This window comes from Virgibacillus halodenitrificans (assembly GCF_001878675.1).
Lineage (GTDB): Bacteria > Bacillota > Bacilli > Bacillales > Amphibacillaceae > Virgibacillus_Q > Virgibacillus_Q halodenitrificans.
The window spans coordinates 2881975-2906507 of record NZ_CP017962.1 but is presented as its reverse complement, the minus strand read 5'-3'; the positions used below and the strand labels follow the sequence as shown (position 1 = coordinate 2906507).

The following is a 24533-nucleotide window of genomic DNA, read 5'->3' as shown; positions in this document are numbered from 1 at the left end:
TAAAGAGCTTGTAACAAAATATACTATTTTATTAAAAATCGAACCTAATTCAACTCTATGTTGAATTACAGTTCGTTTTTTTATTGGTGCGGATTAGCAAAATGTTCCCCTTAGGGGAGCGCCTCCCACTTTTAATGTCGTCACTAAAGTTTCTCTTTTTAGTTAGCTCCCAGACTTTTTTGTAGAATAAGTTAAGCAGAGGATTTGCTACTTATGATTTACTTATTAAAATAATTTGACAGTTAAAACTATTAATTATATTATATTAAATAAATTACACTATAACATAATTATCGACAAAAATTGACTGTTTTTGTAACTAAGGGGGGATCACCATGAAAGTATTTGATTTACATTCTGATCTTTTCACTGATATAGCATGGAGAAGAGAACGAGGAGAAACGAACGTTTTTGATACTGTACATTATCCGTACTTAAAAGCTGGAGGTGTAGATGCACTTATTTGTGTATTCTGGGTGGAGCCTAAATTTCGTAACCAAGCCTTTGAACGGTTCCAAAGGATCTTTAGTTATGTAATGGAGGATTTAAAAAGTTCCCGGCATCTGGTTATTCAAGATCCTGGTAATCCGAAAGTAGTTTCATCAGATAAAGTTTCTGTTTATCTTGGAACAGAGGGATTAACCTTTTTGGAGGAATGGAAAGGTACAAGCTTACAAGCCAAAATTGAAAACGGATTCAGTTGGTTGTCTGATGAAAAAGTGAATCATGCTATTTTTTCTTGGAATGAACATAATTTCCTTGCGACAGGTACTGGTGCAGTGTCTAGTCAGGCAAACGGATTAACAGATTTAGGGCAGTTTGCGCTTAAGCAAGGTGAAATTAATAACTGGGTGGTGGATGTAACTCACCTTGATGAAGCCAGCTTTTGGGATATTTACCATTTATCTGATCAAGCCATTATGGCTTCTCACAGCAATTCGAGGTCGATTTGCCAACACGAACGTAATTTAACTGATCAACAAATTAAAGCTATTGCTGCAAGAGATGGAATTATTGGTTTAAACGCATATGGAGAATTTGTTCATTCAGAAACTCCAAATGTAGATCATTTCATTGACCACGCGATACATATTGCCAATTTGGTAGGTTATGAATATATCGGTTTCGGTTTTGATTTTATTGATTATCTAAAAGACTATGACCTTGGAGGGACACCAATGCGAACGGTGACGAACGGATTGGAAGATGCTTCTAAAATACCCGAATTATTATTTCGAATGGAGCAGAGGGGGTTTTCCAGAAAAGAAATGGAAGCAATAAGTTTTGATAATGCAAATCAATTTATGCAAAAGCGATTTGATTCAGAAAATAAATAAGGAGGTAATATAAATGGGAGAATCACTTATTCAAGCAGACGACACGTTAACTTTATGGGGAATTATAATTGTTTGGGCATCATTTAGTATTTACTTAGAACAGCGATTCAGTTGGGCATCAAAAATTTCTGGAGCTATTATTGCACTTATTGGTGCTATCATCTTATCAAATACAGGGGTAATTCCTACTGAATCGTCTGTTTACGATGCTGTGTGGAGTGTTATTGTACCGTTGGCTATCCCTCTATTATTATTCCATGTGAATTTTAAAAAGATTTGGCAGGAAAGTGGAAAGCTATTAATTATTTTCTTTATTAGTTCTGTCGGTACAGTAGCAGGAACAATACTTAGTTTTTTCTTATTAAAAGATCATATTCCATACTTGGAAAAAATAGGGGCGATGATGAGTGGTTCTTATACGGGAGGCGGTGTGAATTTCGCAGCGTTAGCCGCAAAATATGAAACACCTGGCGAAATGGTATCCGCAACGGTTGTAGCTGATAATTTAATGATGGCTGTTTATTTTGTAATTCTTATTTTGATACCAGCAATGGCTTTTTTCCGTAAACGTTTTAGTATCCCCCACATAGAGGAAGTAGAAAGTGGTAAAGGCAAAGAAGATGGAAAGACACTTGCTGAAGCATTTTGGAAGCGTAAGGATATTTCTTTAAAAGATATTGCTTTATCAATAGGAACGGCTTACTTGCTTGTAATTGTTTCTTTTAAGTTAGCAACTTTAATTGATAAGCTAATTCCATCTGGTGAAAATGTGTCCTTATTTTTAAATATACTTAATGGATTATTTGGTGATCAATATTTGATGTTGACGACCATTACGTTTATTATGCTTGCCCTGTTCCCTAAGTATTTTGCTAGTATAAATGGTAGTCAGGAATTCGGTACGTTCTTAATTTATATTTTCTTTGTGGTAATCGGCGTACCTGCATCAATTCCATTAATTATAAATAATGCTCCTCTGTTGTTACTATTTGTTTTTATTATTGTTATGATAAACATGGTAGTTTCCCTAACATTTGGTAAATTATTAAAGTATAATTTGGAAGATATTCTGGTTGCTAGTAATGCAAATATTGGTGGGCCAACCACCGCCGCAGCTCTTGCTATTGCAAAGGGATGGAAAAACCTTGTAGGACCTATCCTCGTAGTAGGAACGCTTGGATATATTTTCGGAAATTATATTGGTACCATGCTGGGTTTCTGGTTCTCCAGTCTGATATAGGAAGTTTGAAATTATGGCCTGGTATCTTATGATACCAGGCTGATTTTTCAGCCAAGAATAGAGCATATAAGTTGGGAGTGAGTATTATGTTTGATGAAAAAAAGATTAAGAACTTACGAGTTGCGCAGAATTTATCTTTAAAACAATTATCCGAGAAATCTGGTGTCAGTGTAAGTATGATTAGTCAAATAGAAAGAAATAAAACTGATCCAACCTTAACAACACTATATAAAATCTGTAAAGGTTTAGGTGTTTCTATATCTTCATTTTTAGAAAAGGATGACCAATCTACACATATTATTCGAAAAAATCAACGTAAAACGCTTCTTTTTCCACAATCCCATACGAAATACGAACTGTTGACTCCGGTTACAGATGGAAATATTGAGATGATAAAAATTCACCTTGAGCCAGGTCAGGATGACAAACAATTAGTAGTGCATGAAGGTGAAGAGTGCGGACATGTCCTACGTGGGGAAATGACAGTAATTTTAAGAGATGAAGAATATATTCTACAAGAAGGTGATACAATTCGTTTTAATAGTAACACTCCTCATAGGTTTTTAAATCATACGGAGGAAACAGCTGTATCTGTCTGGGCAATGACAGGGAGAATAGTGTGAGAAATAAAGTGTACTACAAGAACTAAATCATTTCCTCTAATGGTTTATAAGAAAAAGTATCAAATCCCTTTCCATTTGAAAAGTTTCTGTTAAGTTTTCACAGAATAGCGTGAGGGCCCCTTTTTATATGCTACGATTTGGTTAGAAATACGTAATCCAATGAAACGGAGGCTATCCAAGTTATGCAAACATTAAAAAAGGGGTACGCATTTTTTCTGTATTTATTTCCGTATTTGCTTCAAGTTACGTTGAATGTCGTTTTAGTGTTTCTGGCAATTATTTTATGCTTTCTAATGATAAAAGAGTTATTTATGTTCAGTCGGATCCTATTGGAAAATGAAACTACGGACTATCAAATCTATCTGGCCAGCATCCTAATATTCTTTTTATATTTCGAATTTGTAGCTATGATTGTAAAATATTTTAAAGAAAATTATCATTTTCCGCTTCGTTATTTTCTATATATAGGTATAACAGCAATGATCCGTCTGATTATTGTGGAACATGATAATGCTCTTAGTACGATGTATTATTCCATTGTAATCTTGCTACTCATTATTGGTTACTTTATTTTAAATCTAACACCACGACAAAGGCCAGAAAGTAAATGGTTTTTTGGAAGGGAGTAAATTAGTCGGGAAACAATTAACCAAAACAGTAAAATTTCTCCGTAACAAAAATCTGAACATGCAGGAGTGTATAATTCCTATTCATCTTGCTAAAAAGGTATGATACTATATAAGTATATGTAGTTTAGTTGCTTGCAGGGGGATAACATGAATAAATATGAAGCAGAATTTAGCAATCTTGTTCGTGCTTTCCGAAAGAAACACATGGGAAAAGGTCCGAGCAAGGTGACAACAACCTTTTGTAAAAACTGGGCGATCTGTGAGATGGAGGGCAATCTTTCACCAGTAGAAAAGTTCATCGCTGGCGCCAATGAAGGAAAGCAGATGCTACGTGCAGCTAGAACCGAAATGGTGAAGGAAATGTATCGTAAGAATCCACCTGAGGAGATGGAGGCATTTCTGGATTGCAAATTCGTTGATTTGTTTGTTGATATTGATATTGATCGTGACTTTGGTATGTCTATTTTTATATTTAATGATAATATTGAAGAGAAATTTAATAAATAATGGTTTTGGTACTTGGTAGCGATCCTGCTTAAGGCTTAACCACCGTAAATGCTTTCCATGGATGCGTACCGTGCGAATGTATTTGCGGTGGTTTTTTTATGAAAAAAAGGGAGTGGTAATATGGGAAAGACACAACATCAGGGGCCAATAAAAGTTTCTAAAAAACCAGCACCAGAGCATTGGGTGAGTCCAATACCGTTTGGGTTAGGGAAAGTTAAACCAAAGCATATCCGTGACACAATGAAGATAATGTGGGAGAACAAAGATAATTTAAACTATGCAAAAAACATTTTAACCAAAGGAGTTTGTGATGGCTGTGCGTTAGGTGTCTCCGGACTACAGGATCAGACACTCCAAGGACCACATTTATGTACGACCAGGCTGAATGTTCTTCGTTTAAGTACGATGCCTGCGATGAAGGAAGAAGTCGTGCATTCTGATATTAACGAACTGAAGAAATATAGCAGCAAAGAGTTGCGTGGGTTGGGCCGAATTCCATACCCGCTTATTAGACGAAAAGGAGAATCAAACTTTTCTCGTATAAGCTGGGATGAAGCAATGGATATGATTGCTGAAAAAATGAAAAAGCTAGATCCAAAGCAATATGCTTTTTATTTAACTTCCCGAGGAATAACCAATGAATCTTATTATGTTGCTGGAAAGGTTGCCCGTTTTCTTGGCACAAATCATATTGATAACGCTTCAAGAATTTGCCACTCACCCTCAAAGACTGCATTGAAGCGGTCGGTGGGCATTGGTGCGAGCAGCGCAAACTATCAGGACTGGATTGGCACAGATGTTCTTTTATTTTGGGGTTCTGTTGCATCCAATAGTTCGCCAGTATCTACGAAATATATGCTTGCAGCAAAGAAGAAAGGCACCAAGATCATTGTAGTCAATCCATATAAAGAACCGGCAATGGATAAATACTGGGTACCATCCAATGTAGAATCTGCCCTTTTTGGCACTAAAATTGCAGATGATTTTTATCAAGTAAATATTGGTGGAGACATTGCTTTTATGCATGGAATAATGAAACATTGGTTTGAAATGGAAGAGAGGGAGCCACACGCTGCCATTAACCATGAATTTGTAAAAGAACACGTGAACGGATATGAAGAGTTAAAAACAAAGGTTGAGGAACAATCGTGGGAAGCAATAGTAAATTCCTCCGGAGTGGAGAGAACTCGGATTATTGAATTGGCAGAGCTTCTTGCCAAGAGTAAAAATGCTGTTTATGCATGGGCACTAGGATTAACAATGCATTCTTTTGCAACAGATAATATTTCTCAGGTTGCAAACTTGGCACTTTTAAGAGGCCATTTAGGTCGTAAACATTCCGGTTTGATGCCGTTCCGAGGACATTCCAGCGTGCAAGGGTCCGGAGAGATGGGTGCTGATCCGTTTGTTCTCCCAGGTGGAGGCTGGGATGAGGAAAATGTAGAACGAATGGAGAAAATATGGGACTTTGAACTTCCAAAATGGCAGGGAGACATTGTTGGAGTTACACTGGAAAATGCCACATTACCAGATGATCATGAACGTAAACTGAACTTATATTATATGAGTGGTGGTAACTTCCTGGAGACAATGCCAAACCCTGATTTTGTTGAAAAGGCTCTAGCCAATTTGGATATTCGTGTTCATCAGGATATTATTTTCAATACGTCGACTTTAGTGGAAGCAAAGGAAGCAGTCATTGTCCTTCCTGCTAAAACACGTTACGAACAGGAGGGTGGGGGTACCTCGACATCAACAGAGAGAATGGTCTATTTTTCTCCAGAGATCGAAGGCAATAAACAAGAAGTACAGGAAGCTCGTGCGGAATGGAAAATATATATTGATTTAGCAAAACGTGTAAAACCAGAAACAGCACACCTTGTTGAATTTAAAGATGGACAGTCCATCCGAGATGAAATCGCAGTTGCAAACAGAGATTATGATGGAATTCAACATTTAAAGAAGCAAGGAGACGTCTTTCAGTGGGGAGGTGCCTGGCTTTGTGAAGATGGTGTATGCCCGACACCGGATGGAAAAGGAAACCTTATCCCCATCGATATACCAAGCCTTGATAAACCAGAAGGCACCTTTTATATAACAACCCGACGTGGTAAACAATTTAATTCAATGGTATATAAAGAAACAGATCCGTTTAATGAAGCAGGCCGTTACGATGTATTAATTAACCCTTCAGATGCAAAGAAATTGGATATTACAAATGAAGAGGCTATTGTACTGTATAACCAGCATGGCGTTTTTCAAGGAAAGGCACACTTTGCAGATATAACGGAAGGCAATGTAGGGCTTCATTTTCCTGAAGGGAATTTTCTTATTCCAAAAGGAGTGTATGATGGCCCCTCAGGGATACCTCAATACAGTATTGCAGTAAAAGTGGAGAAGGCAGAAAGGTTTAATGCGCGAAAAGATGTCGATTATTTAGAAGATCGTGTGGAAGATTTGGAGATGGAAGTGTAGTTATTATGATATGCAGGGAGAGGAGGGTACGCACAGCGGCCTTCCTTTCTTTAATTTCAGAAGTTACTATAAAGAAAACTACTGAAATTCGTTACTAGCAGTTATCGGTAGAAGAAAAGATGGTAAAATAGAATATTATAATTAGTGAGGTGATCGAATGGAGCAAAAGATTATTTTAATTTTGACTAAAGAGGTAGCTGTTTATGAAGTATTTCGGAATACGTTGCATGAAAATTTCGGAAATAGTGTGCAATTCAGAAGTAATCATTACCCACCTGTCAATATGAATGAAGTAGATTTAATTCTATCTTCTGGTCCAAAGAAAGCTTTTCGGGATATTATAGAGCAGCTAAATGATCGCATTCCGTATATTCAAGCGAACAGATCGATTGATTTCTATAAACTCGAAAAATTACTTGAAGTAAAATCCAATACCAAATGCTTGCTTGTTAGTAATGACACAGAAACTGCTTTGGAATCTGTAACACTCCTTCAGCGTTTAGGTTTTGAACATTTAAAATTAATCGCTTTTGCTCCTGACATGGACAAGCCCCCTCAGTTGGATGAAATAAGTGTGGTAATTACACATGGCCTGCAACATCTAGTACCTAAGGGAATGCACCGAATTATTGATCTTGGTGATCGGAGTCTGGATTTATCCACCATATTCGAGATTTCAACAATGTTAAAACTTTCGCTTGATAAAACTCATCTTTTTACAATGGATTATTTTCGGAATTTTGTACGGATCGGAAGGCGGTTATCTGCTTCCATTCAGAGTGAGAGGCTTCTTAATAAACAGCTGGAGATTGTATTAGATGCCGCCCATGAAGGGATTATATGGGTTGATTATAATGGAATAGTTACTGTATTTAATAAGGAAGCAACGTCTATTTTGGGAATATCTAATGAAGATGCAATTGGTAAATATTATTCTGATGTTGTGAGGGATCTGGATATTGAAGAAGTAATGCTTAAAAAAATAGAGATACCAAGACAGATTATTCACGTGCACGGGCTGCAAATCCTGATAACTAAAACGCCAATTGTACTGGATAACGTATTCTCGGGCGCAGTAATAACCTTCCAAGATGTTTCACATGTTCAACGAATGGAACAAGAAATAAGAAAGAAGAAGACAGAGTCAGGACTTACTATTAAGTATACGTTTGATTCAATTATTGGAATAAGTGAGGAAATTGAAAAATTAAAAAAGACAGCTAAGAAACTTGCGAAGAGCGACTACACGATTTTAATATCTGGAGAAAGCGGAACGGGTAAAGAGATATTCGCTCAAGCAATCCATGAACACTCATCTCGCAGAAAGGGACCCTTCGTAGCAGTAAATTTCGCAGGTATTACTCAATCATTAGCAGAGAGTGAACTTTTTGGGTATGAAGAAGGAGCTTTCACTGGAGCGAGAAGTGGAGGAAGTACTGGATTATTCGAATTAGCTCAGAATGGAACAATATTTTTGGATGAAATAGGTGATGCCCCATTAAATATTCAGGCAGCCATATTACGGGTGTTACAGGAAAAGCAGGTTAAGCGTGTTGGAGGTAACAAAGTAATTCCAGTAGACGTCAGAGTGATTGCAGCTACAAATAAAGATCTAGCTCAAATGATTGAAAAAAGCACCTTTCGCGAAGATTTATTTTATAGGTTAAATCAGCTACCTTTGGAAATTCTCCCCTTAAGGGAAAGGAAGGAAGACATCCCTTATATTATCAACTACTTCTTAAATCAGAGAAAAATTAAGATGAGTTTCACACCTGAAGTGGAAGCTCTTATTTCTACATACCACTGGCCTGGTAATGTTCGGGAACTGGAAGGCTTCATTAATTATGTTACAGTAACAGCTGATAGCAGTAAGGCCGATATGGAGCAAATTCCACCAAAAATGAAGAAATCGAATATAAGTCAACATCGAATAGAGCTAGCAAAGAAATATCTTGACAATCATGGTGGGAGATCTGTATTTAAGAAAATCTTAGAAGTGCTAGTAACTTACACGGACAAAAATACCGGGATTGGACGAGGGTCTTTACATAGATTGTTAGACATTGAAATTACAGAAAGTCAGTTACGTACAAGAATGGAAACACTTCGAAGAGCTGACTGTATAGCTGTTGGTACAAAAAAACAAGGAACAAAGATCACAAGTCTCGGTCAAGAAGTTTATGGGCAATTATAATTTATTTTAAAGGTTACTTTTTAGGATAATATCCTCCTATAAAGTAACCTTTAATTAATTTAACTCCTTTTCCTTGCTGGTTTATCGCGTGGATTAAGTTGGCATGATTCTTGCATATTACCAATGTAGGGGATTTGTGCAAAAAGAGTGAAAATACTAATAAGTGAGGAGACAAGGAAATTTTATGTTTATATTAATTAAAAACGGAAAGATCTATGCACCACAGTATTTAGGAAAAAAGTCTATTTTAATTTCTGAAAATAAAATCATTAAGGTAGGTGACATTGATGAAGAGACATTATATCAGCTCGGTGTAGATATAAAAGTGATCGATGCTGCTGAGTCCCTAATTTTTCCAGGGCTTATTGACCCGCATGTTCACCTTATTGGCGGTGGCGGTGAAGGTGGGTTTGCTACGAGAACTCCTGAAATTCAACTAAGTGAAATTATTAAATCTGGTATAACTACCATGGTTGGATTGCTAGGGACAGATGGGACGACTAGACACATGACTTCTTTATTGGCAAAGGCTCGCGGGCTGGAGGAAGAAGGGATTACAACTTACATCTATTCAGGAAATTATCATGTGCCAACGCCAACCATAACGTCATCGATTAAAGATGATGTAATCCTAATTGATAAGGTAATAGGAGCTGGTGAGATAGCTATTTCCGACTCAAGATCTGCACAACCCTCTGTGCATGAACTTGCTAAGCTTTGTGCAGAGGCAAGAATTGGCGGCTTGTTAAGCAAAAAGGCAGGTGTTACTCATTTTCATGTTGGACCAGGAAAAGCATATTTAACTTTATTGCATCAAATTATTGATGAATATGAGATTCCGCCAACTTCAATTTACGCAACTCATATTACCCGAAGTAAAGAATTGGTTGATGACGCTATTAAACTGTCACAAAAAGGGGCTTATGTAGATATTACTGCTGATGAACAAACCATTAAGTGGGTGAAATACTTTAAGGAAAATGGAGGAAGAATGGATCGTTTAACAATTTCTTCTGATGGTAACGGAAGCCTGCCAAAATTTAATGAGGGCGGAGAATTAATTGGCTTTGGTGTCGCGAGTCCTTCTACCTTATTTGAACAATTAAAGGCTGTAGTAAAGGGTGATGAACTTTCATTAGAAGAAATAGTTCCTTTGCTGACGAGTAATACAGCAGCTGCTTTGCGTCTAAACGAAAAGGGGATTATCGAACAGCATGCGGATGCAGATTTAATTGTTATAAATAAGCAAACATTTGACTTAGAGCATGTTATAGCAAAAGGTCGGTTGATGATGAGAGATAAAAAAGTTGTTGTAAAAGGCACATTTGAATAATTAAAAAGAGAGTGGAGGACAATTTATGAAAAGAAAACCTACGTTACTTGAAGCTTTTTTTCCTATTGTGATGATGCTATTATTACTGGCAATTGGTTATGGAGTGTACGGATTCAGCCCTGAACCATTATTGATTCTTGCTTCCCTGTTTGCAGGAATAATTGCATTACGTGTGGGTGTAAATTGGGACGGAATGATGGAAGGAATTCGTGAAAAAATTGATACAGCGATGCCAGCCATACTTATACTTATTTCAATAGGGATTTTAATAGGGACTTGGATGATTTCAGGTACTATTCCAATGATGATCTATTATGGATTGGAAATTATTAATCCTACTTTTATTGTAGTAATCGCTTTTATTGTTTCCGCAATAATTTCGATTGTGACTGGGACGTCTTGGGGGTCTGTTGGTACAGTTGGAGTAGCTTTGATGGGGATTGCTACAGGGCTTGGTGCTTCGCTTCCTGCAACTGCAGGCGCTGTGGTTGCTGGGGCTTATTTTGGAGACAAGCTATCACCTCTTTCAGATACTACGAACCTTGCACCAATAGCAGCAGGTAGTGAACTTTATGAGCATATTAAACATATGCTTTACACCACCGTTCCTGCAGCAATAATTAGCTTAATCGTATACACCATCGCAGGGTTTAATCTAACTACAGATTCAGTCTCTACACCTGAGGAAATGGAAGTAATGCTACAAACTCTAACTGAAATGTTTGATTGGAGTGTTTGGTTATTGCTCCCACCAATTATCATTTTATATGGTTCGATTCGTAAAAAACCAACACTTCCGACAATTATACTATCATCTATTGTAGCGGCTGTATTGGCTAAATGGATTCAAGGATTTTCTGCAGTAGATATTTTTGCATCAACTGTTACAGGGTTCGATGTGTCCATGGTTAGTAAAACAGGCTTTAATCCAGAAGGAGTCGCATGGGAAGTTACCAGGTTAGTGAATCAAGGTGGTATGCAATCGATGACTGGGGTAATTCTAATTGCTTTCAGTGCCTTTATTTTTGCAGGCATTATTACTAAAGCAGGGGCACTGGAGGTAATTATAGAAGCATTGTTAAAAATCGTAAAACGGACTGGAGATCTTATCTTGTCAACCGTACTCTCTTGTATTACGATGGCTTTAGTTACAGGGAACTCCTATTTGTCTATTATAGTTCCAGGTGATATATATAAAGACACATATCAAAAAAAGAAATTACATGCAAAAAATCTTTCAAGAACATTAGAAGACTCTGGCACCGTTGTTGTTCCATTAATACCATGGTCTTCGGCGGGTGTTTATATGGCGGGGACATTAGGTGTTTCTACGCTAAGTTACGCACCATGGGCTATTCTTTGCTATGTGGGTTTTATCATCGCGATAATTCTTGGTTATACTGGAATTGGTATTGAACGTATAAGTGAAGAGGAACCAGTAAATCTTGAAGAAAATAAAGCTGTGGAAAATAGTAAGGTTGAATGATGAAGGCAGAGGCTAAAACGAAAATATGTGAAAGAATAGAACGTTATTCAAAATTTTAGCAGATCTCCTGATCGGACTCATACATACAAACTAACTATCAAGGACAAACTACCTTCTGTTTAGGAGGGATTTTGTTGGAAAATAATTTTGAACAAATATATGAAAAGTACAGGAGTATGGGAGACGGTCAAGAAGAAAAAAATACACAGCAGGTTGCAAATGGTCAGGAGGAAATTATTGCTGTTCGCAAAAACGAGGATGGCGATATTATTGCTTTTAAAACGGAGAGCGGCAGAGAATTGGATTACATGACGGCGCTTGATGAAGCAAAAGCAGGGAAGCTTGCGCATGTTGATGTCTTTCATAAATATGGTAGAGACATTATTCGCAGTGAACCTGATGGGGTAAAAGAGAATAACTTGTCTAACATGGATACATTTTAGATGAAAGGTAAATGGACAGCACAATTTGAAAAAGTGCTGTCCAATTTATTTTATTTAGATTGAATTTTATTTTTATATTCTTCAACTTTATTAATAGTTTCTTCACTTAAATTTTTTATTTTCTCCACATCAGGCTTGTCCTTTTTAGCTTCGTCCTTTAGTGGATAAAGGCTTTTTTCAATATTTTCATATGCTCCCGGATCTTTCTCTTCTACTTGTTTTTCGATTTTATCCCAGTTTTCTTCTAGCATATTTCCTTGTTTATTTACTTTTTCCATATCGTCCGGCGACTCTTCTGCAGTAGATTTTAATTCTTTTGTTACTGTAATTACATCATCTAAAGCTTTAGAAAGTTCCGCTGGTACGGAATCTTCTTCTGTTTTATTCTGTTCTTCATTTTGACTTTGCTCTGTGTCTCCATTACTTGATTGATCTCCACTTTCCTCTGTTCCGCTCTCATCACTACCACATGCGGCAAGTACTACCGTTATTCCCATGATAAAGATAAACAATAATTTTTTCATTCGTGTACCTCCTTTTAACCACAGGATTCCCATGCCTTGTGTTTTATAAACTGCATCAAAAGTTTTGTTTTTATTGATGCAAAGGTGAACTTAAGATGCATGACAAAACGTTCAGGTTAGGAAGAGGCAAGTAGTTTGTAAAAGAAGATATCTTTTAATCCATAGAAAAACCGGTACCGTTGTCAGTACCAGTTTTTTAAATTTGGTTACTAAGCAAATAACAAATTTGCTGATGCAAGTCGCTGTCTTACCATAATCCCAATCCATGCTGCCAGCACCGCTTTAATGAGACCTACAATAAGAAATGGAGCAACTCCACTAGCGAAGGCAGCGCCCCAAGAAAGTTCGGCAATATATTTTAGCCACACAGTTCCAAGCAGTAAAGAAATAAACATACCAATGATATTAGCAATAATTGCATTTTTTAAGTTGAAGCTTGTTTTCTCCAGATAAAGACCAATGCACAAAGCAGTAGGAATAAAACTGAACAAATAACCTCCTGTAGGGCCAAATAAGATACCAACCCCCGCGGACATTTGCGCAAAAACAGGGACTCCGATTGCTCCAAGAGCTAAATATAAAAGAATGGATAAAGTTCCGTAACGCCATCCTAAAATAGTAGCGGCTAAGCCTATTGCAAGTGTTTGCCCAGTAATTGGAACAAGTGGTAATGGAATGGTTACTTGCGCCAACACACCGATAATTGCAGCAAATAGAGCTGTCACAATCATCATTCTAAGTTTTAAGCTTGAATCAGACATTATGTAAATCTCCTCTCTATTGTTCACCTTTTTTAATTTAAGTTTACAATTAAACTTTATATGATGTTTATTCTATTTGTCAATAGATTTTGTGATGATAGAAGTAGACTATTAATAAAAAATAGTAATAATCAATAGTTAATAGGACGCAAAAAATAAAGATTGCCAGAAATGAAAATAATGGATATAATCCTTTTAATAAGATTCGCAATTTTAGTGAAATGAGGAGAACAAGTTGAAAAAATGGACAGCAATTATTATTGTATTTTTGTTGTTGGTTGCTAGTATGCCGAATTTAACGGCCGCAAAGGTAGATAAGCAATTTGAAAGAGATATGGAAACCTATCTAAAAGAAATTAGTAAGAAAAGAGGTCAGACAGTCACCAGAGATGACTTAGAGTATTCGTTAACCCTCTATGAGATGGTGTTAGATGACTTTGCAGATATAAATGAATTGAAGGATTTTTTGGGTGAAGTTATTAAATCTGATAGCAGTAACCTACAAGAACTGTATAACGAATTTGGCTTAACACACGAGGAGATGGTATCACTTCTTCAAGAACATGGTGAACTGCTGGAGGACTATATATTTATAGATGATTTATATGAGAGTATTGCTTTTTATCTGGAAGAGAAAGTAGTGCGTGATCCTGACTTTGATAAAAATCTGGAGACTTGGCTAAAAGAGATAAGCAAAGTGAGAGGCTTTAATGTAACAAGAGATCATATCATTGCTTCTTTAGCCATTTATGAGGAATCCCTTGAAAATTTTAAAACAGTTGAACGTGTCGATGAGTTTTTAGGTGAAGTAATCCGTAAAGATTTGAGTAATTTAGATTGGGTCTATGATATGTATGATTTAAATGAAAAGCAGTTATTGCAGCTTTTAAAGGAAAATAAGCAGGACATAAATGATTATGTTTTTATTGATGATTTAATGAATGACTTAGATTACACAGTTGAAGTAGGATTAGCAGAAGAGCTTGCTCAGCTTATGGAGGGGTATGGACTTTCTGCCGATGAGTTAAAAAATCTGCAAGATCATTTTTATTCATTGGAAGAGGAACTGGCTAAGGAGGAAACGATAAATAGACTATTGGAGATATCGTATCGGTTAATGGAGTTCGAGGAATTCGATACGGCGACGGAAATTACTGCAGAGCAAGCGATAGAATTACTTTCCATCTACAAAGAACTTGTGTCTATTTTCCAAGTCAAAATTGAATATACACTTCTTCAATCGGGAAAAGAAACAACCTTATCCATAAATGATTTATTTAAGATGGAGAAGCTTGTTAATGCTGATTTGAAAATAAGTATTTATAATTTACAGGGTAATTTTCTAGCTGATTTAATTATTACAGGGGAAATGATTGAGTCTGATACCTTGCATGATGCTGGGGGGAAACTGAACAACGGGTTGCAAAAAACAGAACAAACCTTGCATACTCCGGTGAAGAAAGTTAAATCGTCAACAACATCTTCTACAGTGAAAGGTGCTAAACTACCAGCCACCGCATCAGATTATGGTGCTAAAAGTATAGGCGGGTTGATCGTAGTATTGTTAGGAATACTATGCTTTCAAAGGATTAGGAAGGGTGCAAGTGAGTAAAAAGAAAAGAAATATTTTATTAATATTCACAGTGCTGATAGTTGGAATTGGGGTTGTTTTTACTCTTTTAAATGGTTGGAGTTTCATGAAAGGGTATGCCCTTGGTGGAGAACATCCAAGAAAACCGGAAATACAGCAGGATGCTTTCAAAGATAAGCAAAAGAAAGATAGAGAACATTTATACTCAAAAGCACCTTCCATTGGTGAGGAAATCGGTGAATTATATATACCTAAACTGAATTCAACATTACCAATATATCATGGAACGAATGAGGATGAACTTGAAAAAGGAGTTGGTCATTTCGCTGACAGCGTGCTCCCAGGCGAAGCTGATAATTCGGTATTATCCGGACATCGGGATACCGTATTTCGTCGACTTGGCGAAGTGGGTGTAAATGATGAATTAATTGTTACCACCGCCGCAGGGGAATTTACGTACAAGATAAGAAAAACAAGAATCGTGGATGCGGATGACCGGACAGTGATTGTTCCCAAACCGCGTGCTACCTTAACATTAAGCACCTGCTACCCACTTCATTATATTGGGGCAGCTCCGGAACGATTTATATTAGAAGCTTATTTAATAGAGGGATAATATACCGTAGTAAATGTATCTGTTAGTTGGGTGCATTACTACGGTTTTTTTATTTAAAATAGGCGAGAAAACCCCCATCTTCAAGGAATGTGAAGGGCAAAACCCAATGAGTAAGTGGGGGATGAATCGCCTTCGGACAAGGGATAGCTTCAGCTATCTCGATTGTCCGACTGTTCGAGAGCGTATTGGATGAGGTAGATAATCGTTTGGGTACGAGTCGTAACCCCCTTTTTTTCTTTAAAATCATCAATTCGTTTTGGATAACGCATATTTAAAACCTGTGACACTTTAAACCTCCTATGTTGTTATTAAAATAATATATAGTATACTTATTGTATATTAAAATAATACATGAAAGGAAGGTGAAAATCAATGTTAGCAAAAAAAGCGTACAAATTCCGCATCTATCCAACCAAAAAACAATTGGAACTGATTAACAAAACGATTGGATGTTCCCGCTTTGTCTACAACTATTTTGTTGGGAAGCAAAAATCCAAAGACGCTTATTGGCATATCGCCAATGAAATGGTGCAGAACGGTCAACTCACTGAAAACAATTGGAAAGGGGAGTTTTTCAATAAAAACCAATCCATTAAAGCTGTTCGCGAACTAAAGAAGCACTATTCATTTTTAAAAGAAGTGGATAGTATTGCCCTTCAAAAATCGGTGGAAATCGTTAACGATTCGTACACAAGATATTATAAAAAGCAAAACGGTGAACCTCGTTTCAAATCCAAAAAAAATCCTGTTCAATCCTATACAACGAAATGGGTGAATGGAAATATTGCTGTTTTGGATAAGCATGTTAAATTGCCGAAATTAGGTCTTGTTCGTTTTGCTAAAAGTCGTGAAGTGGAAGGCAGAATTATGAACGCAACAATTAGACGTAATCCTTCGGGCAAATATTTCATTTCGATTTTAGCTGAAACAGAAGTTGAAGTCTTTGAAAAGACCGGTTCGGCAATCGGTGTTGATGTCGGGTTGAAAGATTTTGCTACGCTTTCAGATGGAACCGTATATGCAAATCCAAAGTTTTTCCGTTCGTTAGAAGGAAAGTTAGTAAGAGCTCAGCGTGTGCTTTCAAGGCGAAAAGTTGGTTCTTCGAATTGGAAAAAACAAAAAACAAAAGTGGCTCGACTTCACGAAAAGATAGCAAATGCTAGAAAAGATATGTTGGATAAAATCTCTACTGATATTGTCAAAAACCACGACATCATTGGGATTGAAGATTTGTCTATTAAGAATATGTTAAAGAATCAACATCTTGCAAAGGCGATTAGTGAAGTCTCATGGTCCGAGTTCAGAAAAATGCTTGAATATAAAGCGAAATGGTACGGAAAACAAGTTGTGACTGCAGCTAAAAATTTTGCTTCAAGTCAGCTTTGTTCCAATTGTGGTCACAAGCATAAAGACGTTAAAAAACTTGCTTTGCGTGAATGGGAGTGTCCGATGTGCAAAACTCATCACCAAAGAGATATTAACGCAAGTATCAATCTTCGTAACGAAGCATTACGATTAACCGCAGGAACTGCGGGGATAGCCTAATCCATAACTAACCGTTAGGTTGGTGTTCTTAGGAATCTCCCACTTCAATCACACCGTAAGGTCGATAAGTGGTGGGTAGTTCAAAGTTCCGTTTAATCATGTAAGGTAAAGTTTTTTTATCCTCTTAATTTTGGTAATCTACAATACCTTTCTTTTAATTTTTTGCGGAAGTATATACGCTTGCAATTTCTTTTTCTAATTTTGTTTAAATTAGTTAGAATGGTTTAGGTCTATTTACCAACTAATTAATAGAAAAATCAGTTTTTAATTCATGTGAACTATATACTTCTAAAGATGAAATAGCTAGGATGAAATTAGAAGTGAAGTTAGACTATTTTGATAGGAGGAATAATATGAAGCAGAAACTACATCGTTTTTTTATTCTATCTTTAATTGCTCTATTAATGGCAGGAACTTTCCCTGCAGTGGGATTTGCTAAGAAATTTGATCCTGATTATAGCACTGATAATAATGTAGCAGAAGCAAATGGTGGAATGGTCGTTTCAGCACACCCGCTCGCATCTGAAATTGGAGCGGATATATTAAAGCGTAACGGAAATGCAGTTGACGCAGCAATCGCTATGCAATTTGCTTTAAATGTAACCGAACCAATGATGTCAGGCATTGGTGGTGGCGGATTCATGATGGTATACGATGAAGAAACAGAAGAAACAACTATAGTAAATAGTCGTGAACGTGCTCCAGCCGGGGCTACGCCGGATATGTTTCTAGATGAAAATGGGGAGCCAATTCCTTTTAAAGAACGTGTAATGCAAGGTACGTCTGTAGGAGTCCCGGGTACTTTGAAAGGCTTAGAAACAGCTCACCAGAAGTGGGGGACCCGTCCAATGCAACAACTAATCGGACCTGCAATTAAACTTGCTGATAAAGGCTTTCCAATTGATAGTGTGCTTGCTGACGCCATTGGTAATAATAAAGAAAAACTGCAACGAAGCGCTGCAGGTGATGTATTTTTGCCTAATGGCAGTGCACTTGAGGAAGGCGACATACTTATCCAAAAGGATCTAGCAAAAACATTAAAGTTAATTCGTTCCAAAGGTACAGGTGCATTTTATAATGGTGAGATTGCAGACTCTATTGCGGAGACTGTTCAACATTTTGGAGGATCCATGGAGGAAGAAGATTTAGCAACATATGATATTACTATTGATAAGCCAATATGGGGCGAATATCAAGGATATGAAATTGCAAGTATGCCACCCCCGAGTTCAGGAGGCGTTTTTTTACTTCAGATGCTTGGTATTCTGGATGGCTTTGACCTCTCCCAATATAATGCTAAGTCATGGGAAAAGTACCATTTATTAGCGGAAACTATGCATTTGGCATATGCAGACCGTGCAGCTTATGCAGGGGACCCTGAGTTTGTGGACGTTCCTTTAAAAGGATTACTTCACCCAGATTATATAAAAGAAAGACAGGCATTGATTGACTTGAATGCTGTCAATTTAAATCCGGTTGCAGGCGATCCTTGGAAATATGAAGATAGTACCCCAAACTATACTCAAATGAAGCAACCTGATGATCGGCAATATGGAGAAACAACTCATTTTACAGTTGCAGATAAATACGGAAATGTTGTTTCATATACTACTACTATTGAACAGCTGTTCGGATCAGGTATTATGGTACCAGACTATGGAATTATGCTAAATAATGAATTGACTGACTTTGATGCTGTGCCTGGTGGGGCAAACGAGGTTCAACCGAATAAACGGCCGCTAAGCAGTATGACACCTACGATAGTTTTTAATGATGAAGAGCCTGTGCTTACTGTTGGTTCGCCGGGAGGCCCGACAATTATAACATCTGTTTTGCAAACGATAATCAATTCGATTGAGTACGACATGGAGTTGCAGGACGCAATTGAGGAGCCTAGAATATATACAAATAATTTAAACTCTTACCGCTATGAAGAAGGTATTCCTATTTCTATTTTAAATCAATTAAACGAAATGGGTCATAACTTTGGCACTTCTCCTACAACAATAGGAAATGTTAATAGTATTTTGATAGATGAAGAAAATGAATTGATGAAAGGTGTAACAGATTCTAGTAGAAATGGTGCCGCATTTGGTGTGGACTTAAAAGGTAAAGATGAAGATGGTGATGAGGAAGAAGACGACGATGATGAGGAAAATGACAATGAAGATTAATAATTTTTAATGGTTTTTTGAAATTACTCTCACTCGCAGATGTGTGATTTTAAAGGAACTGGAAATAAAACAGATCAATATGAGTAAATAATTTGATGTACAGAAAGAACAAATAGGAAGATGACAGAAGCCGACATTAAGAGTGTCGGCTTTTTGTGATATCTTAACAAAGTATGTTATTCGAGTAAAATTTAGTATTACCTGATATAAAATTTTTAATATTAAATAAAATTTTAATGTAAATTCTTCATAAAATCTATTTATATCGTGACAGTTGCCTAGTCAATTTTTAATTATAAACATAGGCTAAAGCAATGTCGGGTTTAAAGGAGAATGAGCATGCACTTCAATGGAAGCAGAGGACCTAGATTTGATAAGCATTATAATCCAAGAATTATTGGACCGGGTTATGGTGGTCTCACTCCACTTACTGCTGGATTAATTGGTGCTGGCCTCGGTTATTTAGGAGGAGAGTTGTTTCATCATGGTCCAGGGAGCTACGGGTATGGTTATCCCCCTGGCTACGGTGGGTATGGACCAGGTTATGGACCTTATTATCCAGGAGGACCAGGTTATGGCTATGCAGGTAATTATGGAGGATATCCTGGTTATGGAGGATATCCAGGCTATGGAAAGGGATATTATTAATTGTTTGAAGAAAAGCGGAAAAAAATTTGCTCCCGCTTTTCTTTTTTATATGTTTCGTATAGGGGGGTGAGGGACATTGGGAAGGTGAAATCGAGTGTGAAAGTCTATCATGAGTATGATGACGGACATTGGGAAAGTGAAATCGAGTGTGAAAGTCTATCATGAGTATGATGACGGACATTGGGAGGGTGAAATCGAGTGCGATTGTCTATCATGAGTATGATGACGGACATTGGGAAGGTGAAATCGAGTGTGAAAGTCTATCATGAGTATGATGACGGACATTGGGAAAGTGAAATGGAGTGTGAATGTCTAACATGAATTGAATGACGGACATTGGCGCGATGAAAATGCTCGTGAATGTCTATCATATTATTTGTCCTCGACATGGGAAGCTATATATCATATTTCTCGGCGCTTTTCAGTTTCTTTGTCAAAAGAAGGTTGGTAAACTATATTGCTGTGAACCATTTTATTCCCGTTTTATACTAAGCTAAACTTTTAAACTCTCTATATATACATAACTTTCTTTTCCTTATACACATGCTATAATGTAACGAAAATAAGTGATTGATAGAATGGAGAAAATGATGGGGCATACAATAGCTAATCAACTATCGAATAAAACAGTCTACCCAATCTTATTTATTATAGGTACATGCCATTTACTTAATGATACGCTCCAAGCGGTCATCCCGGCGATGTTCCCTATATTGGAGAAATCAATGGGACTTACGTTTACGCAGTTAGGTTTTATTGCTTTTTCTTTAAATATGGTTTCCTCAGTCATGCAACCAGTAATCGGCATGTATGCAGATAAACAACCACGTCCATATGCTTTGCCAATAGGCCTCGCCAGTAGTATGCTCGGAATGGCTGGGTTGGCATTTGCACCAAATTTTGGATTAATTTTAGTTAGTGTCTTATTTATTGGACTAGGATCTGCTATTTTTCATCCAGAAGGGTCGAGGGTTGCTTATCTTGCTGCTGGACCACGCAGGGGATTGGCTCAATCTATATATCAGGTTGGTGGAAACTCAGGACAAGCATTGGCCCCTGTCATTACCGCCTTGGTACTTGTGCCCTTGGGCCAGTTCGGCGCTATTTGGTTCACCCTCATAGCCGGGATTGCTGTTTTTCTGTTAATACATATTGCAAGCTGGTATACGTCCCAAATGCACGTTTTCTCTGCTCCCAAAAAGAGAAAGACAGAGGGCAGTTCATCTGAAAAGACCTCTAATGCCATCCGCAATGCTCTAATTATTCTAGTGTTTCTGGTATTTGCTCGTACATGGTATACAAGTGCTATTTCTAATTTTTATGCGTTTTACACGATTGAAAACTATGGGCTTTCTATCGCAAAATCCCAAATTTATATTTTTACGTTTTTAATTATGGGCGCAGTTGGAACCTTTCTAGGTGGTCCACTTGCCGATCGGTTTGGGAAGAGAAATGTTATCTTATTGTCTTTTCTTGCAGCAGCCCCTCTTGCTATTGCTTTACCTTATGCTGGGCCTATTATTTCTATTATATTTCTTGGATTATTGGGAGTTATTATTATGTCCAGCTTCTCTGTGACCGTTGTATATGCGCAGGAATTGGTGCCTGGGAAAATCGGTATGATGTCAGGGTTAATCGTAGGTTTAGCATTTGGTATGGGGGCAATTGGTTCTGTAGCGCTTGGCTCTCTAATCGATTGGATTGGCTTAACCCCAACGATGACAGCCATCTCCATGTTCCCGTTTTTAGGTATATTAACATTTTTATTGCCGAACGATCAACAGGTAAGAGAATGGTATGCGGATTAGCTAATGCAAGTGAAAATTAACTCGATAGCCTATTGAGCAACATAAAATCAGTATATTTTTTTCGTAAAAAAAGCTCTCGATATCATAATTTGTTTTAACGTATAAGTATAGGGAATTAGTACAGTGGTATCTTGCAATGTGGAGGTGAATAATAAAATGTTAGGTAAAAGAATTCGACACACCAAGCGGTATCAGGAAATTATAAATGCGCTTATTCGGAATGGATTCAGTCACGTGCTGTTCCGTATTGGTCTGACAGAACGAGGGGCAGCTAAAGACACTCAATCAGCAGCAAATGTTAATTTGCAACATGTCGGCCGAAAGCTTCGCAATACACTACAAGAGCTTGGACCGACATTTATCAAGCTTGGTCAAATTGCAAGTTCTCGACATGACGCACTACCGGAAGAAATCATTACAGAACTTGAAAAGTTGCAGGATCACGTGCAATTTTTTTCATTTGATAAGGTTCAACAAATAGTAGAGGAAGAACTTGGAGATTCAATAAATCAGCTGTTTCAGCATGTACATGAGGAGCCTCTGGCGACAGCATCTATTGGACAGATACATGTGGGAAAACTACATAACGGGGAAGATGTAGCAATTAAAGTACAACGTCCGGATATTGAAGATCGAATGGAAACAGACTTAGAAATAGTTCAAGGACTGGGCCGATTACTTGAAGAGAGAACAAGTTGGGCACGGAGTTACCGAATTTTAGACATCATTGAAGAGTTTTCGGACTCCTTGCGTAATGAATTAAGTTATATCAGGGAAGGGCAGAATAATGAACGAATCGCCAAACAGTTCACTAATAATCCAACGGTTTATATTCCGAAAATATATTGGGATCTTACCAGTGAGAAAGTATTGACGATGGAGTTAATTAAAGGGATAAAAGTAACAAAATGTGATGAATTAGATAAGCAAGGCTATGATCGCAAACTAATTGCAAAACGTCTTGTCGATGCTATGCTCCAACAAATTGTAGATCATGGATTTTTTCATGGGGACCCTCACGCGGGAAATGTTTATGTTCTACCGGGAAATACGGTAGCCTTTCTGGATTTTGGAATGGCAAGACGAATTAGTGAAGAACTAAATTATCATTTTGCTTCCATCATCATCCATTTACAGGATGGAAACACAGATGCCATTATTAAAACATTTTCATCTATGGAGATTATGCACGAAGAGACAGATATAAAACGGTTGAAACGTGATTTGGATGATCTTCAGTTAAAATATGAAGAGACTTTGGCAAATAAAAATAGCCTAGGCAAAATTGTTCTTGAAATATTTACAATTGCTTATCATCATAAAGTTGCTATCCCTGCTGAAATTTCAATCCTTAGCAAAGTAATTTTGATTCTAGAGGGAGTAATTAATCGATTAGATCCTGATTTTAGTATTATGAAAGCAGTTGAACCATATGCTAAAAAACTGATACGCAGACGTTATCACCCGAAAAACTTGATGGGGAGATCGATTAAGGAACTAATGGAAAGCGCTGATATTTTAACGAACTTGCCCAAAGACATGAAAGAAATTATGTCTGTTATTAAAAAAGGTAAAGTAAGACTTGATATAAATGTCAGTCAGCTGGAATCAGTAATGCATCGGCTAGACCGTATTAGTAATCGTCTTTCCTTTAGTATTATTTTGCTGTCATTTAGCATATTAATGGCAGGGCTGATTATTGGAGCAGCCATAACTGGCCAGACGACAATGCTTTGGGACTTACCGATTATTGAAATTGGTACTGTTATTGCAGTATTGTTGTTTATATTAATGATCTATACCATTATAAAATCTGGACGAATGTAAAAGTGGCTCTATCATTTGATAGAGCCACTTTCTCTTATGAAAGAGAAAAAACTAAAGTGAGAGAACCATCCATTTTTTGCAGGCGAAAGCCAGAGGATAGCTATTAATTTAATGTAAATAAGGCGCGAGTTGTTGAAGCTTATCTTCTGGTAAAGCTTGTTCTATCATAGGGAAAATTTCTCGCTCTTCTCTTCGGATGTGATCCTCCAATAGGTGTCCAAGTTCATTCATCTCCAATGTCGCCATGGATTGCTTTAAGAGGAGATCCATGCTTGCTCGGATTTTTTTATGTTCTTCAAGCATTAGTTTGATGAGAGGGTGCTCTATGTCCCCTACTTCTGCATAAGCAGGGAGAAGAAATTCCTCTTCTTCCCTAAAGTGCCGCAGTCCATCTGGCTTCCAGAATTGCTCTGCATCCTGAAGGATTTGTTTCACCGTCCATCTGCTTTCTTTCGTTCCGGCTCGCTTTAGTTTTAATGCTAGATGTAAACCAATCATATGATGGCGAGATAGCGGCTTTAATACCTCGTGACGTTTTATGCCTTTTTTCGACAACGTGTATACCACCTTTCATCTTCATGTATCTTATATAGTTGGTTCCATTGCTAATGATGGGGTACAAACATACTTTGCTTCTTCATAGTTGGAGGAAACTGCGACGTAACTTTATTGATGAAAAGCTCAGTGAAATATTTGAGGAGAACTGCCCCATTGATTTCCACTGCAGGGGGACGCTTTCACACCTCCGGGTACAAGCGCGACATCTGTTCGT

The 24533-nt window shown here is 37.3% G+C and carries 22 protein-coding genes; 18 read left to right on the top strand and 4 right to left on the bottom strand.

Annotated features, from left to right (window positions below):
• The first annotated feature begins 335 nt into the window (after positions 1–335).
• From BME96_RS14835 to BME96_RS14790, 10 genes are all read left to right on the top strand, one after another.
• A complete protein-coding gene (locus BME96_RS14835; RefSeq protein ID WP_060681904.1) occupies positions 336–1337 on the top strand; it encodes a dipeptidase in 1002 nt (333 codons plus the stop codon).
• 13 nt (positions 1338–1350) lie between these two features.
• Positions 1351–2577, top strand: coding sequence for a DUF819 family protein (locus BME96_RS14830; protein ID WP_071649429.1), 1227 nt, complete (start codon positions 1351–1353; stop codon positions 2575–2577).
• A gap of 86 nt (positions 2578–2663) precedes the next feature.
• Positions 2664–3200 carry a helix-turn-helix domain-containing protein gene (locus BME96_RS14825; RefSeq protein ID WP_060681906.1) on the top strand — a complete coding sequence of 179 codons (537 nt, stop codon included), beginning with the start codon at positions 2664–2666 and terminating at the stop codon, positions 3198–3200.
• 182 nt (positions 3201–3382) lie between these two features.
• On the top strand, positions 3383–3829 hold the full coding sequence (locus BME96_RS14820) for a phosphate-starvation-inducible protein PsiE (RefSeq protein WP_060681907.1): 447 nt from the start codon (positions 3383–3385) through the stop codon (positions 3827–3829).
• A gap of 147 nt (positions 3830–3976) precedes the next feature.
• Positions 3977–4336 carry a Na-translocating system protein MpsC family protein gene (locus BME96_RS14815; protein ID WP_060681908.1) on the top strand — a complete coding sequence of 120 codons (360 nt, stop codon included), beginning with the start codon at positions 3977–3979 and terminating at the stop codon, positions 4334–4336.
• A gap of 120 nt (positions 4337–4456) precedes the next feature.
• Entirely contained in the window at positions 4457–6811 is a 2355-nt protein-coding gene (locus tag BME96_RS14810; protein WP_071649428.1) for an FdhF/YdeP family oxidoreductase, read from the top strand.
• 157 nt (positions 6812–6968) lie between these two features.
• On the top strand, positions 6969–9005 hold the full coding sequence (locus BME96_RS14805) for a sigma-54 interaction domain-containing protein (RefSeq protein ID WP_071649427.1): 2037 nt from the start codon (positions 6969–6971) through the stop codon (positions 9003–9005).
• Positions 9006–9189: 184 nt separating this feature from the next.
• Positions 9190–10338 carry a beta-aspartyl-peptidase gene (iadA, locus tag BME96_RS14800; RefSeq protein WP_071649426.1) on the top strand — a complete coding sequence of 383 codons (1149 nt, stop codon included), beginning with the start codon at positions 9190–9192 and terminating at the stop codon, positions 10336–10338.
• Between the two features lie 25 nt (positions 10339–10363).
• A complete protein-coding gene (gene nhaC / locus BME96_RS14795) occupies positions 10364–11824 on the top strand; it encodes a Na+/H+ antiporter NhaC (protein ID WP_019378765.1) in 1461 nt (486 codons plus the stop codon).
• Between the two features lie 176 nt (positions 11825–12000).
• Positions 12001–12267, top strand: a complete 267-nt coding sequence (locus BME96_RS14790) for a DUF3892 domain-containing protein (RefSeq protein WP_369813189.1) — start codon at positions 12001–12003, stop codon at positions 12265–12267.
• A gap of 50 nt (positions 12268–12317) precedes the next feature.
• Here the strand turns inward: BME96_RS14790 and BME96_RS14785 are convergent, their stop codons facing one another.
• A complete protein-coding gene (locus BME96_RS14785) occupies positions 12318–12791 on the bottom strand; it encodes a hypothetical protein (RefSeq protein ID WP_071649425.1) in 474 nt (157 codons plus the stop codon).
• Between the two features lie 209 nt (positions 12792–13000).
• Positions 13001–13552, bottom strand: coding sequence for a biotin transporter BioY (locus tag BME96_RS14780; protein ID WP_071649424.1), 552 nt, complete (start codon positions 13550–13552; stop codon positions 13001–13003).
• Positions 13553–13787: 235 nt separating this feature from the next.
• Between BME96_RS14780 and BME96_RS14775 the strand changes: the two genes are divergently transcribed.
• Positions 13788–15164 carry a processed acidic surface protein gene (locus BME96_RS14775; protein WP_071649423.1) on the top strand — a complete coding sequence of 459 codons (1377 nt, stop codon included), beginning with the start codon at positions 13788–13790 and terminating at the stop codon, positions 15162–15164.
• Entirely contained in the window at positions 15157–15759 is a 603-nt protein-coding gene (locus BME96_RS14770) for a class D sortase (protein ID WP_071649422.1), read from the top strand. Before BME96_RS14775 ends, BME96_RS14770 begins: the two co-directional genes overlap by 8 nt.
• 149 nt (positions 15760–15908) lie before the next feature.
• Here the strand turns inward: BME96_RS14770 and BME96_RS19895 are convergent, their stop codons facing one another.
• The gene (locus BME96_RS19895) at positions 15909–16046 is read right to left on the bottom strand and encodes a hypothetical protein (protein ID WP_197035829.1); all 138 of its coding nucleotides are present in this window, start codon (positions 16044–16046) and stop codon (positions 15909–15911) included.
• 85 nt (positions 16047–16131) lie between these two features.
• On the opposite strand from BME96_RS19895, the gene tnpB reads away from it, so the two are divergent.
• From tnpB to BME96_RS14745, 6 genes are all read left to right on the top strand, one after another.
• Entirely contained in the window at positions 16132–17304 is a 1173-nt protein-coding gene (gene tnpB, locus BME96_RS14765; protein WP_071649421.1) for an IS200/IS605 family element RNA-guided endonuclease TnpB, read from the top strand.
• Between the two features lie 353 nt (positions 17305–17657).
• Positions 17658–19478, top strand: a complete 1821-nt coding sequence (gene ggt / locus BME96_RS14760) for a gamma-glutamyltransferase (RefSeq protein WP_060680424.1) — start codon at positions 17658–17660, stop codon at positions 19476–19478.
• Between the two features lie 339 nt (positions 19479–19817).
• The gene (locus tag BME96_RS19890; protein WP_071649420.1) at positions 19818–20126 is read left to right on the top strand and encodes a hypothetical protein; all 309 of its coding nucleotides are present in this window, start codon (positions 19818–19820) and stop codon (positions 20124–20126) included.
• Positions 20127–20324: 198 nt separating this feature from the next.
• On the top strand, positions 20325–20447 hold the full coding sequence (locus BME96_RS20075) for a hypothetical protein (RefSeq protein WP_269321169.1): 123 nt from the start codon (positions 20325–20327) through the stop codon (positions 20445–20447).
• A gap of 257 nt (positions 20448–20704) precedes the next feature.
• On the top strand, positions 20705–21934 hold the full coding sequence (locus tag BME96_RS14750) for an MFS transporter (protein ID WP_071649419.1): 1230 nt from the start codon (positions 20705–20707) through the stop codon (positions 21932–21934).
• Between the two features lie 156 nt (positions 21935–22090).
• Positions 22091–23761 carry an ABC1 kinase family protein gene (locus BME96_RS14745; protein WP_071649418.1) on the top strand — a complete coding sequence of 557 codons (1671 nt, stop codon included), beginning with the start codon at positions 22091–22093 and terminating at the stop codon, positions 23759–23761.
• A gap of 108 nt (positions 23762–23869) precedes the next feature.
• Here BME96_RS14745 and BME96_RS14740 read toward each other — a convergent pair whose 3' ends face one another.
• A complete protein-coding gene (locus BME96_RS14740; protein WP_082388031.1) occupies positions 23870–24316 on the bottom strand; it encodes a hemerythrin domain-containing protein in 447 nt (148 codons plus the stop codon).
• Positions 24317–24533: the final 217 nt, after the last annotated feature.